The sequence below is a fragment of the Saccharothrix sp. AJ9571 genome (assembly GCF_021725495.1).
GTDB classification, from domain to species: Bacteria; Actinomycetota; Actinomycetes; order Mycobacteriales; family Pseudonocardiaceae; genus Amycolatopsis; species Amycolatopsis magusensis.
In genome coordinates, this window is sequence record NZ_CP091382.1 from 1,823,967 (window position 1) to 1,844,474 (window position 20,508).

The 20,508-nt window shown below is 70.3% G+C and carries 18 protein-coding genes, 3 tRNA genes and 1 pseudogene; 10 read left to right on the top strand and 12 right to left on the bottom strand.

The features are described from left to right. Window positions 1-76 precede the first annotated feature (76 nt). From nusG to L3Q67_RS07630, 3 genes are all read right to left on the bottom strand, one after another. Window positions 77-904, bottom strand: a complete 828-nt coding sequence (gene nusG, locus L3Q67_RS07620; RefSeq protein WP_499188845.1) for a transcription termination/antitermination protein NusG — start codon at window positions 902-904, stop codon at window positions 77-79. A gap of 82 nt (window positions 905-986) precedes the next feature. Beyond that, a complete protein-coding gene (gene secE / locus L3Q67_RS07625) occupies window positions 987-1,400 on the bottom strand; it encodes a preprotein translocase subunit SecE (RefSeq protein WP_499188846.1) in 414 nt (137 codons plus the stop codon). Between the two features lie 31 nt (window positions 1,401-1,431). Next, a tRNA-Trp gene (locus L3Q67_RS07630) sits at window positions 1,432-1,504 on the bottom strand. Between the two features lie 178 nt (window positions 1,505-1,682). Between L3Q67_RS07630 and L3Q67_RS07635 the strand changes: the two genes are divergently transcribed. From L3Q67_RS07635 to L3Q67_RS07655, 5 genes are all read left to right on the top strand, one after another. Further along, window positions 1,683-2,891 (top strand): pyridoxal phosphate-dependent aminotransferase, encoded by a 1,209-nt coding sequence (locus L3Q67_RS07635; protein ID WP_499188847.1) that lies wholly within the window; start codon window positions 1,683-1,685, stop codon window positions 2,889-2,891. Further along, window positions 2,891-3,778 carry an LLM class oxidoreductase gene (locus L3Q67_RS07640; RefSeq protein ID WP_499188848.1) on the top strand — a complete coding sequence of 296 codons (888 nt, stop codon included), beginning with the start codon at window positions 2,891-2,893 and terminating at the stop codon, window positions 3,776-3,778. The genes L3Q67_RS07635 and L3Q67_RS07640 overlap by 1 nt, the downstream gene beginning before the upstream one ends. 181 nt (window positions 3,779-3,959) lie before the next feature. After that, complete coding sequence (locus tag L3Q67_RS07645) at window positions 3,960-4,310, top strand: GntR family transcriptional regulator (protein ID WP_499188849.1); 351 nt, start codon at window positions 3,960-3,962, stop codon at window positions 4,308-4,310. Beyond that, on the top strand, window positions 4,307-5,245 hold the full coding sequence (locus L3Q67_RS07650) for an SdpI family protein (protein WP_499188850.1): 939 nt from the start codon (window positions 4,307-4,309) through the stop codon (window positions 5,243-5,245). The genes L3Q67_RS07645 and L3Q67_RS07650 overlap by 4 nt, the downstream gene beginning before the upstream one ends. 18 nt (window positions 5,246-5,263) lie before the next feature. After that, window positions 5,264-6,166 (top strand): SGNH/GDSL hydrolase family protein, encoded by a 903-nt coding sequence (locus L3Q67_RS07655; protein ID WP_499188851.1) that lies wholly within the window; start codon window positions 5,264-5,266, stop codon window positions 6,164-6,166. 36 nt (window positions 6,167-6,202) lie between these two features. On the opposite strand, the gene L3Q67_RS07660 is transcribed toward L3Q67_RS07655, so the two are convergent. From L3Q67_RS07660 to L3Q67_RS07690, 7 genes are all read right to left on the bottom strand, one after another. Further along, window positions 6,203-6,610, bottom strand: coding sequence for a MaoC family dehydratase (locus tag L3Q67_RS07660; RefSeq protein ID WP_499188852.1), 408 nt, complete (start codon window positions 6,608-6,610; stop codon window positions 6,203-6,205). Beyond that, the gene (locus L3Q67_RS07665; RefSeq protein WP_499188853.1) at window positions 6,607-7,056 is read right to left on the bottom strand and encodes a MaoC family dehydratase N-terminal domain-containing protein; all 450 of its coding nucleotides are present in this window, start codon (window positions 7,054-7,056) and stop codon (window positions 6,607-6,609) included. Before L3Q67_RS07665 ends, L3Q67_RS07660 begins: the two co-directional genes overlap by 4 nt. A 103-nt stretch (window positions 7,057-7,159) precedes the next feature. Continuing rightward, window positions 7,160-8,260, bottom strand: a complete 1,101-nt coding sequence (locus L3Q67_RS07670) for a S1 family peptidase (protein WP_499188854.1) — start codon at window positions 8,258-8,260, stop codon at window positions 7,160-7,162. A gap of 218 nt (window positions 8,261-8,478) precedes the next feature. After that, entirely contained in the window at window positions 8,479-8,643 is a 165-nt protein-coding gene (gene rpmG, locus L3Q67_RS07675; RefSeq protein ID WP_005152047.1) for a 50S ribosomal protein L33, read from the bottom strand. 175 nt (window positions 8,644-8,818) lie between these two features. Further along, window positions 8,819-8,891 (bottom strand) — tRNA-Met (locus L3Q67_RS07680). A 52-nt stretch (window positions 8,892-8,943) separates the two neighbouring features. Beyond that, window positions 8,944-9,016 (bottom strand) — tRNA-Thr (locus L3Q67_RS07685). 75 nt (window positions 9,017-9,091) lie between these two features. Next, window positions 9,092-11,704 carry a putative bifunctional diguanylate cyclase/phosphodiesterase gene (locus L3Q67_RS07690; protein WP_499188855.1) on the bottom strand — a complete coding sequence of 871 codons (2,613 nt, stop codon included), beginning with the start codon at window positions 11,702-11,704 and terminating at the stop codon, window positions 9,092-9,094. A gap of 219 nt (window positions 11,705-11,923) precedes the next feature. On the opposite strand from L3Q67_RS07690, the gene L3Q67_RS07695 reads away from it, so the two are divergent. The 3 genes from L3Q67_RS07695 (at window position 11,924) to lon (ending at window position 16,320) form a co-directional block, all read left to right on the top strand. Continuing rightward, window positions 11,924-12,874, top strand: a complete 951-nt coding sequence (locus tag L3Q67_RS07695) for a GNAT family N-acetyltransferase (protein ID WP_499188856.1) — start codon at window positions 11,924-11,926, stop codon at window positions 12,872-12,874. Between the two features lie 40 nt (window positions 12,875-12,914). Next, window positions 12,915-13,763, top strand: a complete 849-nt coding sequence (locus L3Q67_RS07700; RefSeq protein WP_499188857.1) for a class I SAM-dependent methyltransferase — start codon at window positions 12,915-12,917, stop codon at window positions 13,761-13,763. A 106-nt stretch (window positions 13,764-13,869) separates the two neighbouring features. Beyond that, window positions 13,870-16,320, top strand: coding sequence for an endopeptidase La (lon, locus tag L3Q67_RS07705; RefSeq protein ID WP_499188858.1), 2,451 nt, complete (start codon window positions 13,870-13,872; stop codon window positions 16,318-16,320). Window positions 16,321-16,509: 189 nt separating this feature from the next. Here the strand turns inward: lon and L3Q67_RS07710 are convergent. Further along, window positions 16,510-17,140, bottom strand: a pseudogene (locus tag L3Q67_RS07710) (DedA family protein); the annotation flags it as partial. Window positions 17,141-17,298: 158 nt separating this feature from the next. On the opposite strand from L3Q67_RS07710, the gene L3Q67_RS07715 reads away from it, so the two are divergent. Next, the gene (locus L3Q67_RS07715; protein ID WP_499188859.1) at window positions 17,299-18,435 is read left to right on the top strand and encodes a sensor histidine kinase; all 1,137 of its coding nucleotides are present in this window, start codon (window positions 17,299-17,301) and stop codon (window positions 18,433-18,435) included. Beyond that, the gene (locus tag L3Q67_RS07720; RefSeq protein WP_499188860.1) at window positions 18,426-19,070 is read left to right on the top strand and encodes a response regulator transcription factor; all 645 of its coding nucleotides are present in this window, start codon (window positions 18,426-18,428) and stop codon (window positions 19,068-19,070) included. The genes L3Q67_RS07715 and L3Q67_RS07720 overlap by 10 nt, the downstream gene beginning before the upstream one ends. On the opposite strand, the gene L3Q67_RS07725 is transcribed toward L3Q67_RS07720, so the two are convergent. Beyond that, entirely contained in the window at window positions 19,055-20,452 is a 1,398-nt protein-coding gene (locus L3Q67_RS07725) for an ABC1 kinase family protein (protein WP_499188861.1), read from the bottom strand. The genes L3Q67_RS07720 and L3Q67_RS07725 overlap by 16 nt on opposite strands. Between the last annotated feature and the right edge of the window lie 56 nt (window positions 20,453-20,508).

The window sequence follows — 20,508 nt, forward strand, 5'->3', positions numbered from 1 at the left end:
CTTCGTGTCCTTCTCACTATCAAGTCCCCCGCACACCTGCCAGTACGCGGGGACTGCCGGCTCGACAGCCGAGCCGTCAGATCTTGGAGACCTGGTTGAACGACAGCTCGACCGGGGTCTCCCGGCCGAAGATCGACACCAGGACCTTCAGCTTCTGCCCGTCGGCGTTCACTTCGCTGATCGTGGCGGGCAGGGTGGCGAACGGGCCGTCCATCACCGTGACCGACTCGCCGACCTCGAAGTCCACCTCGACGGTACCGCCGCCGAGCGGGGCCTCCGTCGTCGCGGACTCGCCCTTGCTCTTGGCCGGGGCGGCCTTCTCGACCTGCGGCGCGAGGAACTTCAGCACCTCTTCGATGGTCAGCGGCGACGGGCGCGAGGTGGCGCCGACGAAACCGGTGACCCCGGGGGTGTTGCGGACCGCGCTCCAGGAAGCGTCGTTCAGCTCCATCCGGACCAGGATGTAACCGGGCAGCACCTTGCGCTGCACCAGCTTGCGCTGGCCGTTCTTGATCTCGGTGACCTCCTCGGTGGGCACCTCGATCTGGAAGATGTACTCCTCGACGTCCAGCGTCTGGGTACGGGTCTCGAGATTGGTCTTGACCTTGTTCTCGTAACCCGCGTACGAGTGCACCACGTACCACTCGCCGGGCGCGGCGCGGAGTTCCGCGCGCAGCTTGGCGACCGGGTCCTCGTCCTCGTCGGCTTCGGGCTCCTGGAGCTCCTCGGCCGGTTCCGTGGCCGCCGCGTCTTCGGCCGGCTCGTCGGAGCTGTCCGCCTCTACCGGCTCGGTGGTTTCGTCGTCGCTGTCGACGGTGTCCGCACCGTCGACGGCCTCGACCACCTGCGCGTCGGAAAGGTCGGTCAGCTCCTGACCGCTGCCTGTGCCGTTGTCGGAGGTCACGTTCCGTCCTCTCAGTTGATCACGTGTCGTACTCGGGGCATCGCCGTGGCGCCGCTGTCCTCAGCGGCGGTCCGCAGCGCGCTCAGTTGCCGAATACGGCACCGATGGCCTCGTGGAACACGAGGTCCAGGCCGAAGACCAGGGCCACCATGAAGGCCAGGAAGACCAGCACCACCGCGGTGTAGGTGATCATCTGCTTGCGGGTCGGCCAGATGACCTTCCGCAGCTCCGACCACACCTCGCGGATGAAGCGGCCGAGCCGCTTGACCGGAGAGGCCTGCTTCTCCTTGCGATCACGCTTCGGCGTCGGCTTGGCCTTGGCGTCGGACGCCTTGCCCGCCGGCCGGGTCTTGTCCCCGTCCTCTTCGGACTTGGCCGCGCCTGTCTTGCCGGCTGGCCGGGCGGAGGCGCGACGCTCACGCCGAGCCGCGGCGGTGACCGGACGAGAAGGGCGCTTGGGCTCCTTCTCCTGGTCCTTCTCGCCGTCCTCGCTCACGAACCACTCCTCCGCTTCACCGACTGATACGCAGGGGTGACAGGACTTGAACCTGCAACCTGCGGTTTTGGAGACCGCTGCTCTGCCAATTGAGCTACACCCCTTTGAGCGCAACCGCCGCTCGTGGACGCATTCGACCCTCCCCGCATCCCTGCGGGGACGAGTGTCAGGCGTTCCAAGTTCGGAAGTCTACGGTAAGACCCACCGGCCCGTGCAACCTACCCCTGCTGTGGGGTCCGGCCACCCTGTGGCGAAGGGCACCCGCCGTGGAAAACTGCCCCCATGACCACCAGCGGCCGGATCTCGGCCAGGATCGCCGGCATCAACCCCTCCGCCACCCTGGCCGTGGACGCCAAGGCCAAGGCGCTCAAGGCGCAGGGCAGGCCGGTGATCGGCTTCGGCGCCGGTCAGCCCGATTTCCCCACCCCGGACTACGTGGTCGAAGCGGCCGCCGAGGCCGTGCGGGACCGGGCGAACCACGGCTACACCGCGGCCGCCGGCCTGCCCGAATTGCGCGAGGCGATCGCGGCGAAGACCCTGCGCGACTCCGGGCTCGCGGTGGAGGCCGCGCAGACGCTGGTGACCAACGGCGGCAAGCAGGCGGTCTACTCGGCCTTCGCCACCCTGCTCGACCCCGGCGACGAGGTGCTGCTGCCCGCGCCGTACTGGACCACCTACCCGGAGTCGATCACCCTGGCGGGTGGCGTTCCGGTGCAGGTGACCGCCGACGAATCGACCGGCTACCTGGTCAGCGTGGCGCAACTGGAGGCCGCGCGGACGCCGCGGACCAAGGTGCTGCTGTTCAACTCGCCGTCGAACCCGACCGGCGCGGTCTACCCGCGTGAGCAGGTCGAAGCGATCGGGCGCTGGGCGCTCGAACACGGCATCTGGGTGGTCGCGGACGAGATCTACGAGCACCTGGTCTACGACGGCGTGACGGCGGAGTCGCTGCCGGTGGTGGTGCCGGAGATGGCCGACCGCACGCTGGTGCTGAACGGCGTCGCGAAGACCTACTCGATGACCGGCTGGCGGGTCGGCTGGATGGTCGGGCCCGCCGACGTGATCAAGGCGGCCGCGAGCTACCAGTCGCACCTGTGCGGCAACGTGGCCAACGTTTCGCAGCGCGCGGCGCTGGCGGCGGTGGCCGGGCCGCTGGACGCGGTGGCGCGCATGCGGGAGTCGTTCGACCAGCGGCGTCGCACGATCGTGTCGATGCTGTCGGCGATCCCCGGCGTCGACTGCCCGACGCCGGAGGGCGCGTTCTACGCGTACCCATCGGTGAAATCCCTTCTGGGCAAGGAAATCCACGGCGAACGACCGGCCGACACGGTGCAGCTGGCCGACCTGCTCCTGCGCGAGGCCGAGGTCGCCGCGGTGCCGGGCGAGGCGTTCGGCACGCCCGGGTACTTCCGGTTCTCCTACGCACTGGCCGAGGACGAGCTGGTCGAGGGCATCACCCGGGTGGCGCGGCTGCTCGGGGAGGCGAAGTGATGCGGCTCGGCATCGGCCTGCCGCACTACGGCGCCCACGCCGACCCGGCGGGCATCGCGGCCTTCGCGGCGCACGCCGAGAAGACCGGCTACGACTCCCTCTGGGTGGGCGACCGGGTGCTGACGCCGCTGGAGCCCAGCGACCTCTACCCGGGCGGCACCCCGGAGCGGCCGTACCCACCGCAGTTCACCAGGTACTTCGACCCGCTGGTGGCGCTGACCGTGGCGGCGACCGCCACCGAGCGGATGCGGCTCGGCAGCAGCACGCTGATCGGCACCCTGCACACCCCCGTGCTGCTCGCGCGCACGCTGACCTCGATCGACCTGGTCAGCCGCGGACGGCTGGACGTGGGCCTCGGCATCGGCTGGATGCGCTCGGAGTACGCGGCGGCGGGCGTGCCGTGGGCGGCGCGGGGCAAGCGGCTCGACGAACTGATGGACGCGCTGGTGGCCATGTGGACCGGCGACCCGGTGGCGCACGACGGGCCGCTGTGGCACATCCCGCCGTCCCGGGTGGACCTGCGTCCCGTGCAGCGCCCGCACCCGCCGCTGCTGCTCGGCGCCCAGACCGACGCCGCGCTGGAGCGGGTCGGCCGCAAGGCGGACGGCTGGCTCCCCGCCGGACGGCCGTTCGACGTGATGGCACGGCAGTGGGACGTGGTCCGCGCCGCCGCGGAACGCGCTGGTCGCGACCCCGGCGTGCTGCGGCGGATCCTGCGCCTGAACCCGCGTCCGGGCACGACGCTGACCGACGTGGCCACCCAGCTTTCCGCCGCGCGCGAGGCCGGCATCGAAGAGGCCTTCGTCGACCTGCACTTCATCACCGGCGATGTCGCCGAAGCCACCGACCGCGCCGACGAGCTGTTCGCCATGGCGGCTGGTTCCTGAGTCCCTGGGTGTAGTGAGCTAGGCGGACCTCCTTTCTCCACCGCTGACGCTACTCCGCGCCACCGACAGGCCCGGAAATCCACACCGAGTTGTCCACATGTGACCAGCCCTGTGGACAACTCTGCAGCGATAGTTCTATATGAGCTAGAACAAAGCGCTTAGTTCTAGTACAGTTAGAACTATGTTGGTCCGCATCGACCCGTCCTCCCCGCTGCCGCTGTTCGAACAAGTCGCGGCGGCGGTGCGGCGCGCGCTCGCCGGCGGCGACCTCGCACTCGGCGAGCAGTTGCCGCCCGCGCGGGAACTGGCGGCATCGCTCGAAATCAACATCCACACGGTCCTGCGCGCCTACGCGGTACTGCGCGACGAGGGCCTCATCGACCTGCGGCGCAGGCGCGGCGCGGTGGTCATCGCGGGCGCCGCGGAACGCGCCCGGCTGTCAGCACTGGTGGGCGACCTCATCACCGAGGCCAAGCGGCTCGGCCTCGACGCCGACGAGCTCACCCGGACGATCAAGGAGCGCTACTCGTGAACCGACTCCGCACCACCCTCGCCACCGCCGGGCTGCCCGGCGCCCTCGCGATCGCCACCGGCCTGCTCTACGAGAACTGGCGCACCCGCCTGCCCGACCCGATCGCCGTGCACTGGCAGAACGGCGGTCCCGACGGCACGGCCGACGCCGGGGTCTTCGTGGCGATCACGCTCGCCGCCACCGCCGTGCTCCTGGTCGCGGGCAGCCTGCTGCTCAACTGGAAGACGCACCGGATCGGCGTCGGCCTCAGCGCGGGTTTCGCCTCGCTCCCGGCCGCCGTCGCACTGGTGGTGCTGATCGCCAACCTCGACCTGACCGACTGGCGGCAGGCCGACAGCTTCCTGCTGGCGCTCTCCGGCACGATCGGCATCCCGGTCGTCATCGGCCTGCTGGGCGCCCTCATCGCGCCGAAGACCGGCGAAGCGGAGAGCACCACGGGCCCGTCCGTCGGCCTGCGCCCCGGCGAACGCGCCACCTGGTCCGGCCGCGCCACCAACAACTACCTGCCGCTGTTCGCGGTGCTCGCCCCGCTCACGCTGCTGGCCACCGACCTGCCGGTGTACTTCTACCTGCTCTTCACCGCCACCGTCGCATTCGCGCTGTTCGCCGTGTCCCGGCTGCGGGTGCGGGTCGACGGCACCGGCGTCACCATCCGCATGGTCGTCTTCCGCAGGCACGTGCCGCTCGACCGGATCGCCGGGGCCGACGTCGCCACGGTCAGCTTCTTCACCGGCCTCGGCCTGCGCGTCAACCCGCTCACCGGCGACACCGCGTACAAGATCCGCGGCGGCGAAGCGCTGCAACTCACGCTCAAATCCGGCCGCAGCGTGTACGTCACCGTCGATCGGCCGGCGCAGGCCGCGGGCCTGCTGAACGACCTGCTCGACCGTGACGGGGCGTCGTCACCCGGAACGGGGAGTGCAACCCACGCCTGATCGCGTACAAACGGTCGTGTGGCGAAAAATGGCGGCGGTTGCCTGCTGGTGGTAGTGGTGCTCGCGGCGGCCGTCGGGTTCGGCTACTACAAGACGCAGAACGGCGGCTCCGAAGCGGCTCCGGCGCCGCCGGGATCCGAGATCGGCGGGGGCACCGGGCGCTACGTGGCGCTCGGTGACTCCTACACCTCCTCGCCGAAGACGGGGAAGCAGGCGGGCGAACCGGTGGGCTGCGCCCGCTCCGACAACAACTACCCGCACCTGGTCGCCGCCGAGATCAACCCCGCGGAGTTCGCCGACGTCAGCTGCAGCGGCGCGGTGACCGCCTCGATCACCGGCTCGCAGAAGACCGGCAACGGCACCAACCCGCCGCAGCTCAACGCGGTCAACGAGGCGACGACACTGGTCACGCTGGGCATCGGCGGCAACGACGTCGGGTTCATCGGGTTCGCCGGCGAATGCGTCGCCGGCTCGCCGAGTGCCGCGCCCTGCAAGGAGAAGTTCACCGCGGGCGGCAAGGACCAGCTGGCCGCGAAGATCGACGCCACCGGCAAGAAGGTCGCCGACCTGCTGAAGAAGATCCGCGGCAAGGCGCCGAAGGCGAAGATCATCGTGGTCGGCTACCCGACCGTGCTGCCCGACGGCGAGGGCTGCTGGCCCGCGCTGCCGGTCGGCGTGCCGGACGTGGCCTACCTGCGCGACGCGCTCGGCGACCTCAACCAGACCCTGTCCGACACCGCCGACAAGAACGACGCCGGTTTCGCCGACACGGCGGCCCCCACCAAGGGCCACGACGTCTGCACGAACCCCGGCACGCGCTGGGTGGAGGGCCTGGTGGCCACCTCACCCGCGATCGGCCTGCACCCCAACGCGAAGGGCCAGCAGGCGATGGCCGAGGCCGTGCAGAAGGTGGTCAGCTAGGCGCTGTCCTGTGGGTCTGGTCGCGCAGGACGGCGCCTAGGGGCGGACGATGGCTTGCGCCTTGCCGAGCACCGACTTGCCGTCGAACTTGGCGGTCACGTCGACGCGGGCGGTTCCGTCCTCGTTCACCTTGGCCACCTTGGCGCTGAACTCCACCAGCGCGCCCTCGGTGTCGTTCGGGACCACGACCGGGCGGGTGAACCGGGTGAAGTACTCCGCGAGCCTGCCGGGGTCGCCGAGCCAGTCGGTGATCATCCGGGCGCCCAGCGCCATGGTGAGCATGCCGTGGCCGATCACGTCCGGCAGCCCGACCGCCTTGGCGAACTCCTCGTTCCAGTGGATCGGGTTGAAGTCCAGCGACGCCCCGGCGTAGCGGACCAGCTGTTCGCGGGTCACCCGGACGGACAGCGGCGGCAGTTCCTCGCCCGCGGTGAACGTGCTCACGCGGCCTCCCCCCGGACGACGAGCTGGGCGCGCGTGGTGCACACGTGCTGCCCGGCGGCGTCGGTGATCTCCGCGCGCAGGGTGATGAAGTCGTTGCCCGCGCGGGTCATGATCTCGTCGATGTGCGTGGTCAGCTCGAGCACGTCACCCGCGTGCACCGGGCGGGTGTGCTTGAAGTTCTGGTCGCCGTGGACCATGCGCGAGTAGTCCAGTCCCAGCTCCGGGTCGCCGACGATGACGTTGATCGCGGCGAGGTTGACCACGGTGAGGAAGGTCGGCGGCGCGATCACGTCGGGGTAGCCCGCCGCACGCGCGGCTTCGGGATCGCGGAAGAGGGCATTGGCGTCACCGATCGCGTCGGCGAACTCGGCGATCTTCACCCGGCTGACTTCGTAGGCGCTGCTCGGCGGGTACACCCGGCCGGCGAACGAGGGGTCCAGAGGCACCCGAGCAGGCTACCGGGCTCTGACGGGGTGCCAATGCAATGAGTGGGGCATTACTGGCGTTGATTGCCAGTAATGCCCCACTCATAGCGTTCGCGGGGGTGGGTCAGTTCAGTGTGACGCCGTAGGCGCTGAGGGCTTCGGTGACCGGCTGGAAGAACGAGCTGCCGCCGCCCATGCCGGAGGTGATGCCGACGCCGACGCTGCCGGCGAACAGGCAGCCGCCCGAGTCACCGGAGTTGACGCTCGCGCTGGTCTGGATGAGGCCGCCCACCGCACCCTGCGGGTAGTTCACCGTCACCTCGGTGCCGGTGACCGAGCCGCAGGTCAGGTTGGTGGTGCTGCCGCTCTTGCAGATCTCCTGGCCCTGGGTGGCGTTGCCGGCCGAGGTGATCGGCTGGCTGGAGCCGTTCCACAGGGTCACCGCGCCGGGGGCGTCGCCGCTGTTGTTCTGGATCAGGCCGTAGTCGTTGCCGGGGAAGCTGGCCTCGACCGACGGGCCGATGCCGTCCCAGTTGGCCACCGCGCCAGTGCAGTGCCCGGCGTCGACGATGTAGTTCTGGCCGCCCCTGTTGGTGTTGAAGCCCGCCGAGCAGCGGGACCCGCCACCGGTGATCGCCTCGCCGTTGAGGATGGCCTGGGTCATCTCGCCGGCCACGTGCTGCACGCGGACCTGGTCACCGAGCTTGCCGACCTCGGCCAGCAGGGCGTCGGTGCCCTGGGCGGCGTCGGCGATGGTGACCACGATCTGGTTGGTCTTCGCGTCCTTGCCGATCGAGGTGTGGGCCACCGCGGGCACGGCCTCGAGCGCGGTCTGCGCGGACTCCAGCTGGGCCGCCGAGTACTTGACCACCTTGGCGACCGCGCCGGTCGCGGCGACCCGCTCGGCGGCGGTCGCGTCGAGCACGTTCACCACCGGGGTGCCGTCGGCCTCGAAGAACCCACCGGCCTGGCGGTCGCCGAGCGCGCCGAGCGCGGTGGTCAGCGTCGTCGACCGGGCTTCCTGGGTGTTCAGCAACTGCTTCGCCTGGGCTTCGGTGAGGCCCTTCGCGGTGACCGAAGCGACGGCGGCGTCGGCGACCTCGGCCGCGTAACCGTCCACTCCGGCGGCCGCGGTGGCCGGGGTGAGGAAACCGATCGCCGTGGCTCCGGCCAGCAGCGCGACCGCGGACTGGGCGATGCGCCGCCGTCCCGTAGTGATCTTCATCCGGCAACTCACTTTCGCAGGGGACCGAACAGAAGCACCGGCCGTGACCGGCGAGACACAGTGTGTTCAGCGTCACCCGAAAGTGGAAGCGACTTTAGTCGGTAACTTGCCAACCAGGGCGGATCAGTTGGTAAATCACCGTTCAACGACAACAGGCCGCCCCCGGGTAACGGGGACGGCCTGTGGAAGGTCGCGTGGGACGCGCGAGCGGCGAGCGCTCAGCGGGTCTCCTTGTGGGTCCGGTGCGTACCGCAGTTCGGGCAGAACTTCTTCATCTCCAAGCGGTCCGGGTTGTTGCGCCGGTTCTTCTTGGTGATGTAGTTGCGGTGCTTGCACTCTTCGCACGCCAGCGTGATCTTCGGTCGCACGTCGGTCGCAGCCACGGCACTAGCCTCTCTCTACACAGAAAAGGTCCCCCGCAAGACGCACACACTGGTACGCACCACTCGGGGATCCAGGGGGCTGGCCCCCTGGCGGGGGTCCGGGGGTCCGACCCCCGGGATAACGGCGGAGCGAGCAAGGTTTGCGCAGTCCGCAAACAAGGCTCACCCACTCGCGTAGCGGTGGCCGGACTTGAACCGGCGACACAGCGATTATGAGCCGCTTGCTCTGCCAACTGAGCTACACCGCCGCACATGGCCCAAGCCGCGATACGCGCTTACGCATCGCGGCGTAGGTCACCGAGCCCCTTTACGGAATCGAACCGTAGACCTTCTCCTTACCATGGAGACGCTCTGCCGACTGAGCTAAAGGGGCCTGCTCTGTTCTTGCTCGAAAAGATTACCAAGTCCTCAGCGGCCACTCGAGCGGGGGGTCACTTTGGGCAAAACCTCAGGTCAGGAGGGTCAGCACGGTCTCGGTGTGCCGTCCGGGCGAGCGGGCCGTGCGGGCCAGCAGCCACGCCTCCAGCCGGTCCTCCGCGAGCGGGCGCGAGATGAGGTAGCCCTGCGCCACGTCGCAGCCCATCGCCTCCAGCTGGTCGCGTGCGACGTCGTCCTCGACGCCCTCCGCGACCACCGTCAGGCCCAGCGAATGGCCGAGTTCGACGATCGACCGCACCACCGCCAGATCGCCGAGGTCGGTGCCCATGCCCAGGACGAAGCTCTTGTCGATCTTGACCTGGTCGACCGGCAGCTGGCGCAGGTAGGCCAGCGACGAGTACCCGGTGCCGAAGTCGTCCACCGCCAGCACGATGCCCAGCGAGTGCAGCTCACGCAGGATCGGCAGCGCCTTCTGCGGGTCGGACATCACGCCGGACTCGGTCAGCTCGAAGGTGAGCAGTTCCGGCGGCACCTCGAAGCGGTCCAGCGCCTCGACCACCTTGCGCGGGAACTCCTCGTCGGCCAGGTTCCGGACGGACAGGTTGACCGCCGCGGAGATCCGCAGGCCCTCGTCGAGCCACTTGCGCACCCGCCGCAGCGACTGCTCCAGCACGAACTCGGTGAGCACGCCGATCAGGCCGGCCGCCTCGACCGCGGGCACGAACTCGTCCGGGTCGAGCTTGCCGAACTCCGGGTGCACCCAGCGGACCAGCGCCTCCACGCCCTGCACGTGCCGGTTCGGCAGCGTCACCTTGGGCTGGTAGTGCACGCTGACCTGGCCGTCCTCCACGGACTGGCGGAACTGCGTGACCATCTGGAACCGGCGCATGAAGATCTGGCCCATGCTCGGCACGTAGCCGCGGACCTCTTCCCCACCGCGGGTGGCCCGCACCGCCACATCGGCGCGCTGGAGCAGGGCGTCCACGTCGACCGCGTCCGCGCTCTCCTCCTCCGGCGTCGGCGAGGCGTAGCCAACCTTGGCGTTGGCTTCGACGGTCAGCCGGTCGACCGGGTAGGGCGCGGACAGCTCGGCGCGCAGGCGATCGGCGATCTCGTGCGCCTGCTCGGGCGTGCGCTCGACGATCAGCGCGGCGAACGAGGCGCCTTCGAGCCGGGCCAGCGGCACGTCGCTGCCGAGGGTGTCGCGGATGCGGCGGCCCGCGGCGATGACCATCCGGTCGGCCCAGGCGTATCCGAGCGCGTCGCTGACCGTGGAGAAGACGTCCAGCTCGATCCGGAGCACCACCGAGCCGAGGCGTTCGCGCAGCGGCTCGCGGGCCACCTGGCGGAAGCCGGGCCGGTTCAGGAGGCCGGTCAGCGGGTCGTGATAAGCGTCGTGGCGCAGGGTGGCGAGCAGGCGGCGGTTGTCCAGCGCGGTGGCAAGGTGGCTGGCCATGGTGCCGAGCAGCTGCACGTCCGACTTGCCGAACCCGCGCCAGCGGGACAGCCGGTCGTGCGCCTCGATGATGCCGAGCAGCTGGTTCGCGCTGCGCAACGGCACCACGAGCGCCTCCTGCGCACCGCGGTCCAGCAGCGCGCCGCGCACCTCGGGATTGGCTTCGGTGAGCCGGAAGTGCCGGACGTGCGCGCCGGGCAGGCGCACCAGCGGATCGTCGGCGGTGGTGTCCTCGGCGGGCAGCGGGTCGCCGGAGACGACCGCGCGCATGGCGTCGGTGGGCTCGAGCCGCAGCCGCAGCACCACGCGGCCGGCGGCGAGCTGGTCCTTGATGCGTTCGGCGATGGCGCCCCACTCGACGACGTCCACGCCGCGGCCGAAGTCGTCGGCACGGCTCGCCGGACGGGCGGCCGCCTGCTGACCGGACCGCGCGACCATCAGGCTCACGTCGGACAGCGCCTCCATGTCGCGCTGCTCGCGCAGCAGGTCGGAGTAGGCCCAGTAGAGCGCGGTCAGGCCGAGGAACACGGCCAGCACCAGCGGCCACGCCTCGGGCACGTGGAAGATCACCAGGTAGCCGGACAGGCCGACCGAGGAGTTGACGAAGCCGACGACCAGGATCCGGCCGGTCAGCCGCAGCGCGGTGCTGACCCGCATCCGGCGGCGCAGCACGCGGACCGCGGCGAGCGCGAGCAGGGTGCTGACCAGCGGCGCGGTGAGCGTGCCCGCCAGCGCGGCGACCCACGGCATGCCGTCGCCGCCGACGGCGAACTTGACCAGCCCGGCGACCGCGAAGGCGCCGGTGATCTCCAGGAGGAAGGCGCCGGCGTTGTAGAGCACGCGACCGCGTACCTTGCGAGCCAGCAGGGTGCCCACGCCCGCGATCAGGTGGGCCACCAGCACCACTTCGAACGGCGCGATGAAGAAACCGATCACCAGCGGAATCTCGGTGAAGGAGATGGTCCACGAGATGCCGCTGCGGACGTCGACGTTGATGCCGAGTTGTTCGGCGAGCAGGAAGGCCAGCGCCAGCACCGGGGTGATCCACCAGAGCATCGCCGAGCCCTCGAAGGGCAGCCACCAGCTGACCACCGCCGCGGTGACCAGGCCGACGGTCAGTACCGTCGCGGTGTAGACGCGGAATCGCCGTTCGTCGACCGCCGCCTCGTCCGTGGCTGTCGAAGGCACCGGGCCGGGGGTAGCGGTTCTGCCACCAGAGTCCGGCATGCAACCTCCTTACGGCCTGATCGCGAACGAGGGCTCACTGTACCCCGGAGGGGGTATCAGAGCCTCTTTCCGACCATTATGGGATCAGCTAAGGGTTAACTCCTAGCCAACCGCGTGGGCCCGGGGGAACCACCGGGGTGAAACGCGAGTGGTATTCGGGTCCCACTGCCCGGTAGCCCGGGTTACCTCCAGGGGACACCGAGGACTTGAATATGTGACGTGGACCTCATCGATTTTTCTGCCATCGCCACCGAACACGCCACTCGGCTCAAGGCCATCGACCCGCTGCTGCCCCCGCCGGGCGAGCTGCCGGACGACCAGGGCGTGCTGACCGCCGAAGCGAGCGGTTCCGCCGCGCTCGGGGTGCTCTCCTGCGAGAAGACCCCCGCCGACGCACCCGGCGCGCAGTGGCGCGCCCTGGTCGAGCACCGCCTGGACCTGCGCCTGGCCGGTCCGGACCCGGGCACCGCGCTGGGCCTGCTGCTGGAGAAGTGGCAGGAGCGCCTCGCCGAATCCGGGACCGAAGGCAGGGACTGGGAGACCGCGGCGGTCGTCATCCGCCCCAGCCGCGACTCGACCGGCTCCGGGGAACTGCTGCGCCACGGCTTCGCGCCGGTGCGGGTGGTCGCCGTCCGCCCGGCGGAACGGCACGGCCGCGGGCCGCGGCGGACGCCGGGGGTGGCCGTGCGCGCCGCCACCCGCAACGACGTGGCCAACGTCGTCGAACTGCTGCTGGAGCTGCAGCACTACGACGCGCAGTTCGGCGTCGCGACCGTGCGCGAGAGCACCGAGCGCGCGCTGACCTCCGAGGTCGAGGAAGTGCTCGCGAAGGACGAGCCGCTGCTGTGGATCGCCGAGGTGTACGGCAAGGCGCTCGGCGTGGCCAGGGTGCAGCTGCCGCCGGCGTCGGACTGGTCGAAGATCTACGTCGACCAGTCCGGGCGGCCGAAGATCGGGTACCTGACCTCGCTGAACGTCGCCGAGCAGGCCCGCAGCACCGGCGTCGGCACCGCGCTGGCCGCGCACGCGCACCAGGTCTTCGACACCGAAGGCGTGGACCTCGCGCTGCTGCACCACGCGCTGGCCAATCCGCGGTCCACCCCGTTCTGGTACGCGCAGGGTTACCGCCCGCTGTGGACCTACTGGTACCGCCGTCCCGCCGTGCGATAGAACTGTGTTCACCGCATTCCGCACAGGCCGGAGACCCCCGTTGACCGAACACACCGATTCCGCACCCGAAGCCCCGGCCGGGGTGGACACCGAAAAGCCGTCCTCGGCCCGGGTCTACGACTGGTACCTCGGCGGCACCCAGAACTGGGCGGTGGACCGGGAGTTCGGCAAACGCCTGGAAGAGCAGTGGCCGCACGTCAAACCGGGCGCCAGGCACAACCGCGAGTTCATGAACCGCGCGGTGCGGGCGGCGCTGGACGCGGGCATCCGGCAGTTCCTCGACCTCGGTTCCGGGGTGCCGACCGCGGGCAACGTGCACGAGGTGATCCGCGAGGAGCTGGGCGAGGACCAGCGCGCGACGGTGGTCTACGTCGACTACGAGGCCGTTGCCACCGCGCACGCCACCCTCATCCTGGAGCGGCAGGACGCCACCGGCTGGGCCGGGCACGTCCAGGAGGACATGCGCAACCCGAAGGCGATCTTCCACCACCCCACCACGCGCCGGCTGATCGACTTCGACCAGCCGGTGTGCGTGCTGATGATGGCGGTGCTGCACTTCGTCGGGCCCGACGACGACCCGGCGGGGCTGGTGCGGGCCTACCGCGACCGGCTCGCGCCGGGGAGCTGGCTGGCGCTGTCGCAGATGTCGGTCGGCGGCACCACCGGTGAGGAAGCCGAGGGCGTGCGGAAGTTCGCCGCGCAGTACCGGAACACGCAGAACCCGGTCTGGTTGCGCGATTGCGAGGAGATCGAGCACTGGATCGCCGACTGGAACCTGCTGGAGCCGGGCGTCACGCACCTGCCCGACTGGCGCCCGGACCGCGAGCTGACCGCCCGCGAGGCGAAGGCACGGCCGTTCGCCTGGTGCTTCGTCGCCGAGAAGCCGTAGGCGGATTTATTCCCCGGAACCGCTCGCTACGGGCGAACAGCCAGGGGAAACAAACCGGGGCTCCGGAAAGTTGAGCTGAGCAGACTCAACTGAGAAGGAGCATTCGATGACCGACACCCGGCTCCTGCCCGTACTCCCCCTCGATTCCGACGTGGTGCTGCCCGGCATGGTCGTGCCGTTCGACCTGACCGAAGCCGAGACGCGCGCCGCGGTGGAGTCCGCGCAGGCCAAATCCCAGGGCGTCACCGTGCCCGGCATCCGGACCGCCCCCAAGGCGGAGGTGCTGATCGTGCCGCGCGTCGACGGCGAGTACGCCGAGATGGGCACGGTCGCCACCGTCGAGCGCATCGGCCGGGTCCCCGGCGGCAAGGCCGTCGTGGTCCTGCGCGGTCTCCGGCGGGCCCACGCCGGCGCGACCGGCGACGGCCCCGGCGCGGCCCGGTGGGTGCACGCCGAAAACGCCGTCGAACTGCCCGCCGACGAACAGGGCAAGCAGCTCGCCGGTGAGTACAAGGCCGTGGTGCTCTCGGTGCTCGAGCAGCGCGGCGTCTGGCAGATGCTGGACGCGGTGCAGGAGCTCGAGGACCCGTCGGCGCTGGCGGACCTGGCGGGCAACGCGCCCTACCTGGACCTGGAGCAGAAGCTCGAACTGCTGCGCACGCTGGACGTCACCGCGCGCCTGGAGAAGGCGCTGGAGTGGACCCGCGAGCACCTGGCCGAGCTGGAAGTGACCGACACGATCCGCAAGGACGTGGCCGAGGGCATGGAGAAGCAGCAGAAGGAGTTCCTGCTGCGCCGCCAGCTCGAGGCGATCCGCAAGGAGCTCGGCGAGCTGGACGGCAGCGGTGAGGACGACGACTACCGCTCCCGCGTGGAGTCGGCCGAACTGCCCGAGCACGTGCGCAAGGCCGCGCTGGCCGAGGTCGACAAGCTGGAGCGCACCTCCGACCAGTCGCCGGAGGGCGGCTGGATCCGCACCTGGCTGGACACGGTGCTGGAGATGCCGTGGAACACCACCACCGAGGACGCCTACGACATCGCCGAGGCGCGTGCGGTGCTCGACACCGACCACGCGGGCCTGGACGACGTCAAGGAACGCATTATCGAGTACTTGGCGGTGCGGAAGCGCCGCTCGGACCAGGCAGCGCGAAGCTTGCGCAGCTCCGTTGAGGGTGGTGGCGGGCGACGGGCGGGCTCAGGAGCGGTCGTCGGTGGACGGCGCTCTGGCGCGGTTTTGGCGCTCGCGGGTCCTCCCGGGGTCGGCAAGACCTCGCTGGGTAAGTCGATCGCGAAGGCGATGGGCCGCAAGTTCGTCCGGGTGGCGCTCGGCGGCATCCGCGACGAAGCCGAGATCCGCGGGCACCGGCGGACCTACGTCGGCGCGCTGCCCGGCCGGGTGGTGCGGGCGATCAAGGAAGCCGGGTCGATGAACCCGGTGGTGCTGCTCGACGAGATCGACAAGGTGGGCGCCGACTACCGCGGCGACCCGACCGCGGCGCTGCTCGAAGTGCTGGACCCGGAGCAGAACCACACCTTCCGCGACCACTACCTCGAGGTCGAGCTGGACCTGTCGGACGTGGTGTTCCTGGCCACGGCCAACGCGCTGGAGACCATCCCCGGGCCGCTGCTGGACCGGATGGAGCTGGTCACCCTCGACGGCTACACCGAGCACGAGAAGGTCACCATCGGCCGCGACCACCTGCTGCCGCGTGAGCTGGAGCGGGCCGGGCTGGCCGAGGGCGACGTGACGCTGACCGACGCGGCGCTCAGCCGGATCGCGGCGGAGTACACGCGGGAGGCGGGTGTCCGCGCGGCGAACCGCACGATCGCGAAGGTGCTGCGCAAGATCACCACGAAGGTGGCGCTGAACGAGCTCGAGCTGCCGGTCGCGGTGGACGCGGGCGACCTGGACGCCTACCTCGGGCGGCCGCGGCACCTGCCGGAGTCCTCGCTGCCGGCGTCGACCCAGCGGACCTCGATCCCGGGTGTGGCGACCGGGCTGGCGGTGACCGGCGCCGGGGGTGACGTGCTCTACGTGGAGGCGTCGCTGTCGGACAAGGAAACCGGCGGCACCGGGTTGTCCCTGACCGGGCAGCTGGGCGACGTGATGAAGGAGTCGGCGCACATCGCGCTGTCCTACCTGCGCTCACGGGGTGCCGAGCTGGAGCTGCCGGTCGGTGACCTGGCCGAACGCGGGATCCACATCCACGTGCCGGCGGGCGCGGTGCCGAAGGACGGGCCGTCGGCCGGGGTCACCATGACCACCGCACTGGCGTCCCTGCTCTCGGGCCGGGTCGTGCGGGCCGACGTGGCGATGACCGGTGAGGTGTCGCTGACCGGGCGGGTGCTGCCGATCGGCGGGGTGAAGCAGAAGCTGCTCGCCGCGCACCGGGCCGGGATGAAGACCGTGGTCATCCCGCAGCGCAACGAGCCGGACCTGGACGACGTGCCCGCCGAGGTGCTCGCCGAACTGGACGTGCACCCGGTGGCGTCGGTGCGGGAGGTACTGGAACTCGCGCTGGCCCCGGCGGCCACGCCGGTCAAGCAAGCCGCCTGAGCCAGGCCGGGAGTGCGGGGGCCGCTGGGCCCCCGCACTCTCACCTGCGGTTCTGCTGCTCCCGCGAGTGGAGGTCGCCGACGAAGCGGCCGCGGCCGCCGGTCATCTCCGGGACCGAAAGCATGCGGGTGGGACGCTCGTCGTCCTCTTCCTCGGGCTCGGGCTTTTCGTCTTCGTCGTCGTCCTTGTTCCGGTTCTTCAGGCGCTTGACCACGAAGACGACCACGGCCAGCACCACCAGGCCGATGACCGCCTTCTGGAAGATGCCGGCGTACTCCTCCATGACGTGCCAGTTGGCGCCGAGGATGTAGCCCGCGACCACGAAGATGGTGTTCCAGATCAGGCTGCCGAGCGTGGTCAGCGACAGGAACTTCCACACCGGCATCTTCTCGATCCCGGCAGGCAGCGAGATCATGCTGCGGAACAGCGGGATCATCCGGCCGAAGAAGACCGCCTTGGTGCCGTGCTTGGCGAACCACTTCTCGGTCTTGTCGAAGTCCGAGCCCTTGACCAGCGGGATCTTGCAGATCAGCGCCCGGCAGCGCTCCCGGCCGAGCAGCGCGCCCAGGTAGTAGACGATCAGCGCGCCGACCACCGAACCCAGCGTGGTCCAGATCAGCGCCTCGGCCAGGCTGAACGTGCCCTGGCTGGCGGAGAAGCCGGCCAGCGGCAGCACCAGTTCACTGGGGATGGGCGGGAAGAGGTTGTCGAGCCCGACGATGACGGCCGCGCCCACCCCTCCGAGCGTGTCCATCAGACTCACCGCCCATCCGGCGAGCCCTCCCATCTCCGGGGCTTGCTGGGCGAGTTGCGTGATCATCGGCGGCCTTTCATGGTCGTCTGCACCTGCCAACGAACCTACGAACCACTCGAGTTCCGGACATTGCGGTGAGGCCTCCCATATCCGGTCGGGTACCCCAGGAAGATCCTGCGGAAAACCGCAGTCCCCGGCCTGGAGCAGCCGGTTAGCCTCACCGGGTGGAACTGAGCTGGGTGCGGGCCGCCGGGCGCGGCACCGCCGGGCTGGCGGCCGGGGCCGTCACCGCGCTCGCGGAGTCGATCTACGTGGTCGCCGGAACTCTGGCACTGGCGCTGCCGCCCGCGCGCCCGGGGGTCTACGCGGGGGCCCGCGCGCTGGCCGAACTGGAGCGGCGGCGGCTCGTCCGGTTCTTCGACGCCGAGAACGGGGACGACTACACCGGCGGGCGCGCGCTGCGTTACCTCGCGTTGCGCTGCGTGACCGGACTGCTCGGCGCCGGGGTGCTCCTGCTGATCGTCTACGGCGCCGTGTCGGCGGTCATCATGCTCGGCCAGATCTTCTCCGGTGGCCGCGTCGGCGGTGGCGAGGAGCCCGCGGACTGGTACGACTCGATCACCATCTTCCTGTTCGGCCTGCTGCTCGCGTTCATCGCCGTGCAGGGGCTGATCGGCGTGGCGAAGCTGGACCGGGTGCTGGCGAACCGGTTCTTCGGGCCGAGCGCGCGGGAACTGTTGCGCCGCCGGGTCTCCGAACTGTCGATCACGCGCGCCGAGGTGGTCGAAGCGGTCAACGACGAACGCCGCCGCATCGAGCGCGACCTGCACGACGGTGTGCAGCAACGGCTGGTCGCCCTGGGCATGCTGCTCGGCCGCGCCCGGCGGACCGGTGACGCCGAGCGAGCGGCCGAACTCGTGCGACAGGCACACGAAGAGTCCCAGCAGGCCCTTCGTGACCTGCGTGAAGTGACCTGGCGGGTGTACCCGGTCGCCCTCGACGACGGCGGGCTGCACCCCGCGCTCGAAGCCGTCGCGGAGAGCGCCGGGGTGCCGGTCCACCTCGACTTCGGCCTCGACGAACGCCCGTCGCTCGCGGTGGAGACGGTGGCCTACTTCGTGGTGTCCGAAGCGGTGACGAACGCGATGAAGCACGCGTCGGCCACCCGGATCGACGTGTCGGTGCGCCGCGGGAGCACCATGCTCACCGTGCGGATCAGCGACGACGGCTGCGGTGGGGCGCGTCCGGGCGGTGGGCTTTCGGGCCTGGCGCGCCGGGTCGCCGCCGCCGATGGGGAGTTCACTGTGGACAGTCCGGTCGGCGGTCCGACCACGATCACCGCGGAGTTGCCGTGCGGGTAGTGCTCGCCGAGGACAGCACCCTGTTGCGGGAAGGGCTGGTCCGGCTGCTCGCCGAGGAGGGGCACGAGGTGCTGGCCGCGGTCGGTGACGGCGACGCGCTGCTGTCCGCCACCGCCGCCCACCGCCCGGACGTGATCGTCACCGATGTCCGGATGCCACCGACGCACACCGACGAAGGCCTGCGCGCGGCGCTCGAAATCCGTGCGCGGTTCCCGGAGGTGGGGGTGCTGGTGCTGTCGCAGTACGTCGAAAAGCGTTATGCCACCGAACTGATCACCGACGACGGCGGCCGCGTCGGCTACCTGCTCAAGGACCGGGTGGCGCAGGTCGGCGAATTCCTGGACGCGCTCGACCGCGTCGGTGCCGGTGGCGCGGCCTTCGACCCGGAGGTCGTCCGGCGGCTGCTCGCCCGGACCACGCACAGCGATCCACTGGGGAAACTGACCGCGCGCGAACGCGAGGTGCTCGACCTGATGGCGCAGGGGCACACGAACGCCGGGATCGCCGGGCAGCTCTACGTTTCGCTGAGCGCGGTGGAAAAGCACGTGAACTCGATCTTCGACAAGCTGGCGCTCTCGCACACCAGCGGGTACAGCCGCCGGGTACTCGCCGTCCTGCGCTACCTCGGCTCCTGAGCCGGGGCGGTGTCGCCGGCCCGCCACTTCGCGTCCACGTGGCCGAGTTCGGTCGCCGGTTCGTCGCCGTGCAGCCATTCCCTGGCGATGCGGTGCCAGTTCCCCCGCGCCCGCAACCGGCCGAGCAGGCCGAAGGCGTACAGCTCCGCCCGTCGCGCGAAGAGGTGCTCCGGCGGCAGGTACTGCCAGCGCATCTTCCGGTAGTGCGGCGAACGCGGGTCGATCGAGCTGATCATCGCTTCGGCCGCCAGTTCCGGGGTCGCCTCGATCTCGGCGTCGGCCAGGTACCAGCCGACGGCGTCCTCGATGTAGGCGAGCACTTCGTCCGGTTCGATCCGGTCGGGTTCGCCGAGGATCCCCGCCGCCGCCATGCGGGCGTGCACCTGCTCGGCGTCGCCGTCGGCCGCGGCGCGCAGCACCGTCCGTTCGAGGTGGATGCTTTCCGGGCTCATCCGCTTGAACAGTCCGAAGTCGAGGAACGCGACGCGGCCGTCGTGGCGCAGCAACACGTTGCCAGGGTGCGGGTCGCCGGGGAAGTCGCCGGTGTGGAAGAGCGATCCGCAGTAGAAGCGGTAGATGATCTCGCCGACCCGGTCGCGCACGTCGCGGGGTTGCGCGGCGATGCCGTCGAAGTCCATGCCCTCGACGAATTCGGTGACCAGCACGCGCTGCCCGCAGAGTTCGGCGACGCTGTCCGGGATGGCGATGAACGGGTGCCCGGCGTACTGGACCGCGATGTCGTGCTGCGTCTTCGCCTCCAGCCGGTAGTCCAGTTCCTCCTCGATGCGCAGCCGGATCTCCTCGGCCAGCGAGCCCATTTCCAGTCCGGGGAAGATGTTCGGCGCCAGCCGGAGGAACAGCGCCAGGTTCTTCAGGTCGGCGCGCACGGCGGTGGCGATGCCGGGGTACTGCACCTTCACCGCGACCGCCCGCCCGTCGGGCAGGCGGGCGCGGTAGACCTGGCCGATCGAGGCCGCCGCCACCGGATTCCGGTCGAATTCGGCGAACACTTCGGCGATCGGGGCGCCCAAATCGTCCTCCGCCACCTTCCGCATATCGGAAAACGGCACCGCCGGGGCCTTCGCCAGAAGTACGGCGAGTTTGCGCCGGAATTCCGGGCGCGAGGAGTCGGGCACGAGATCGAGATCGAGCACGGAAAGAAGCTGCCCGAGCTTCATCGCCGCGCCCTTCATTCCGCCGAGCACCGAAACGAGCTGATCAGCGGCCGCGAGTGCGCGACGATCGAGCAAAAGCTGCCTTTTTTCACTCGAACGGCCCAGCCCGGCAACCTTGGTGCCCGCCTGCCGCAACACCTGCCCGGCAGCCAGCCTGCCCAGCGCGGTCGCCCGCACCAGACGGGATGTCGGTGGGGCCTTAGTCATCCGCGATCCTCCGCCCTGTTCGCCGCAACCCACCATTTTCACCCGGCGCCGCGGTG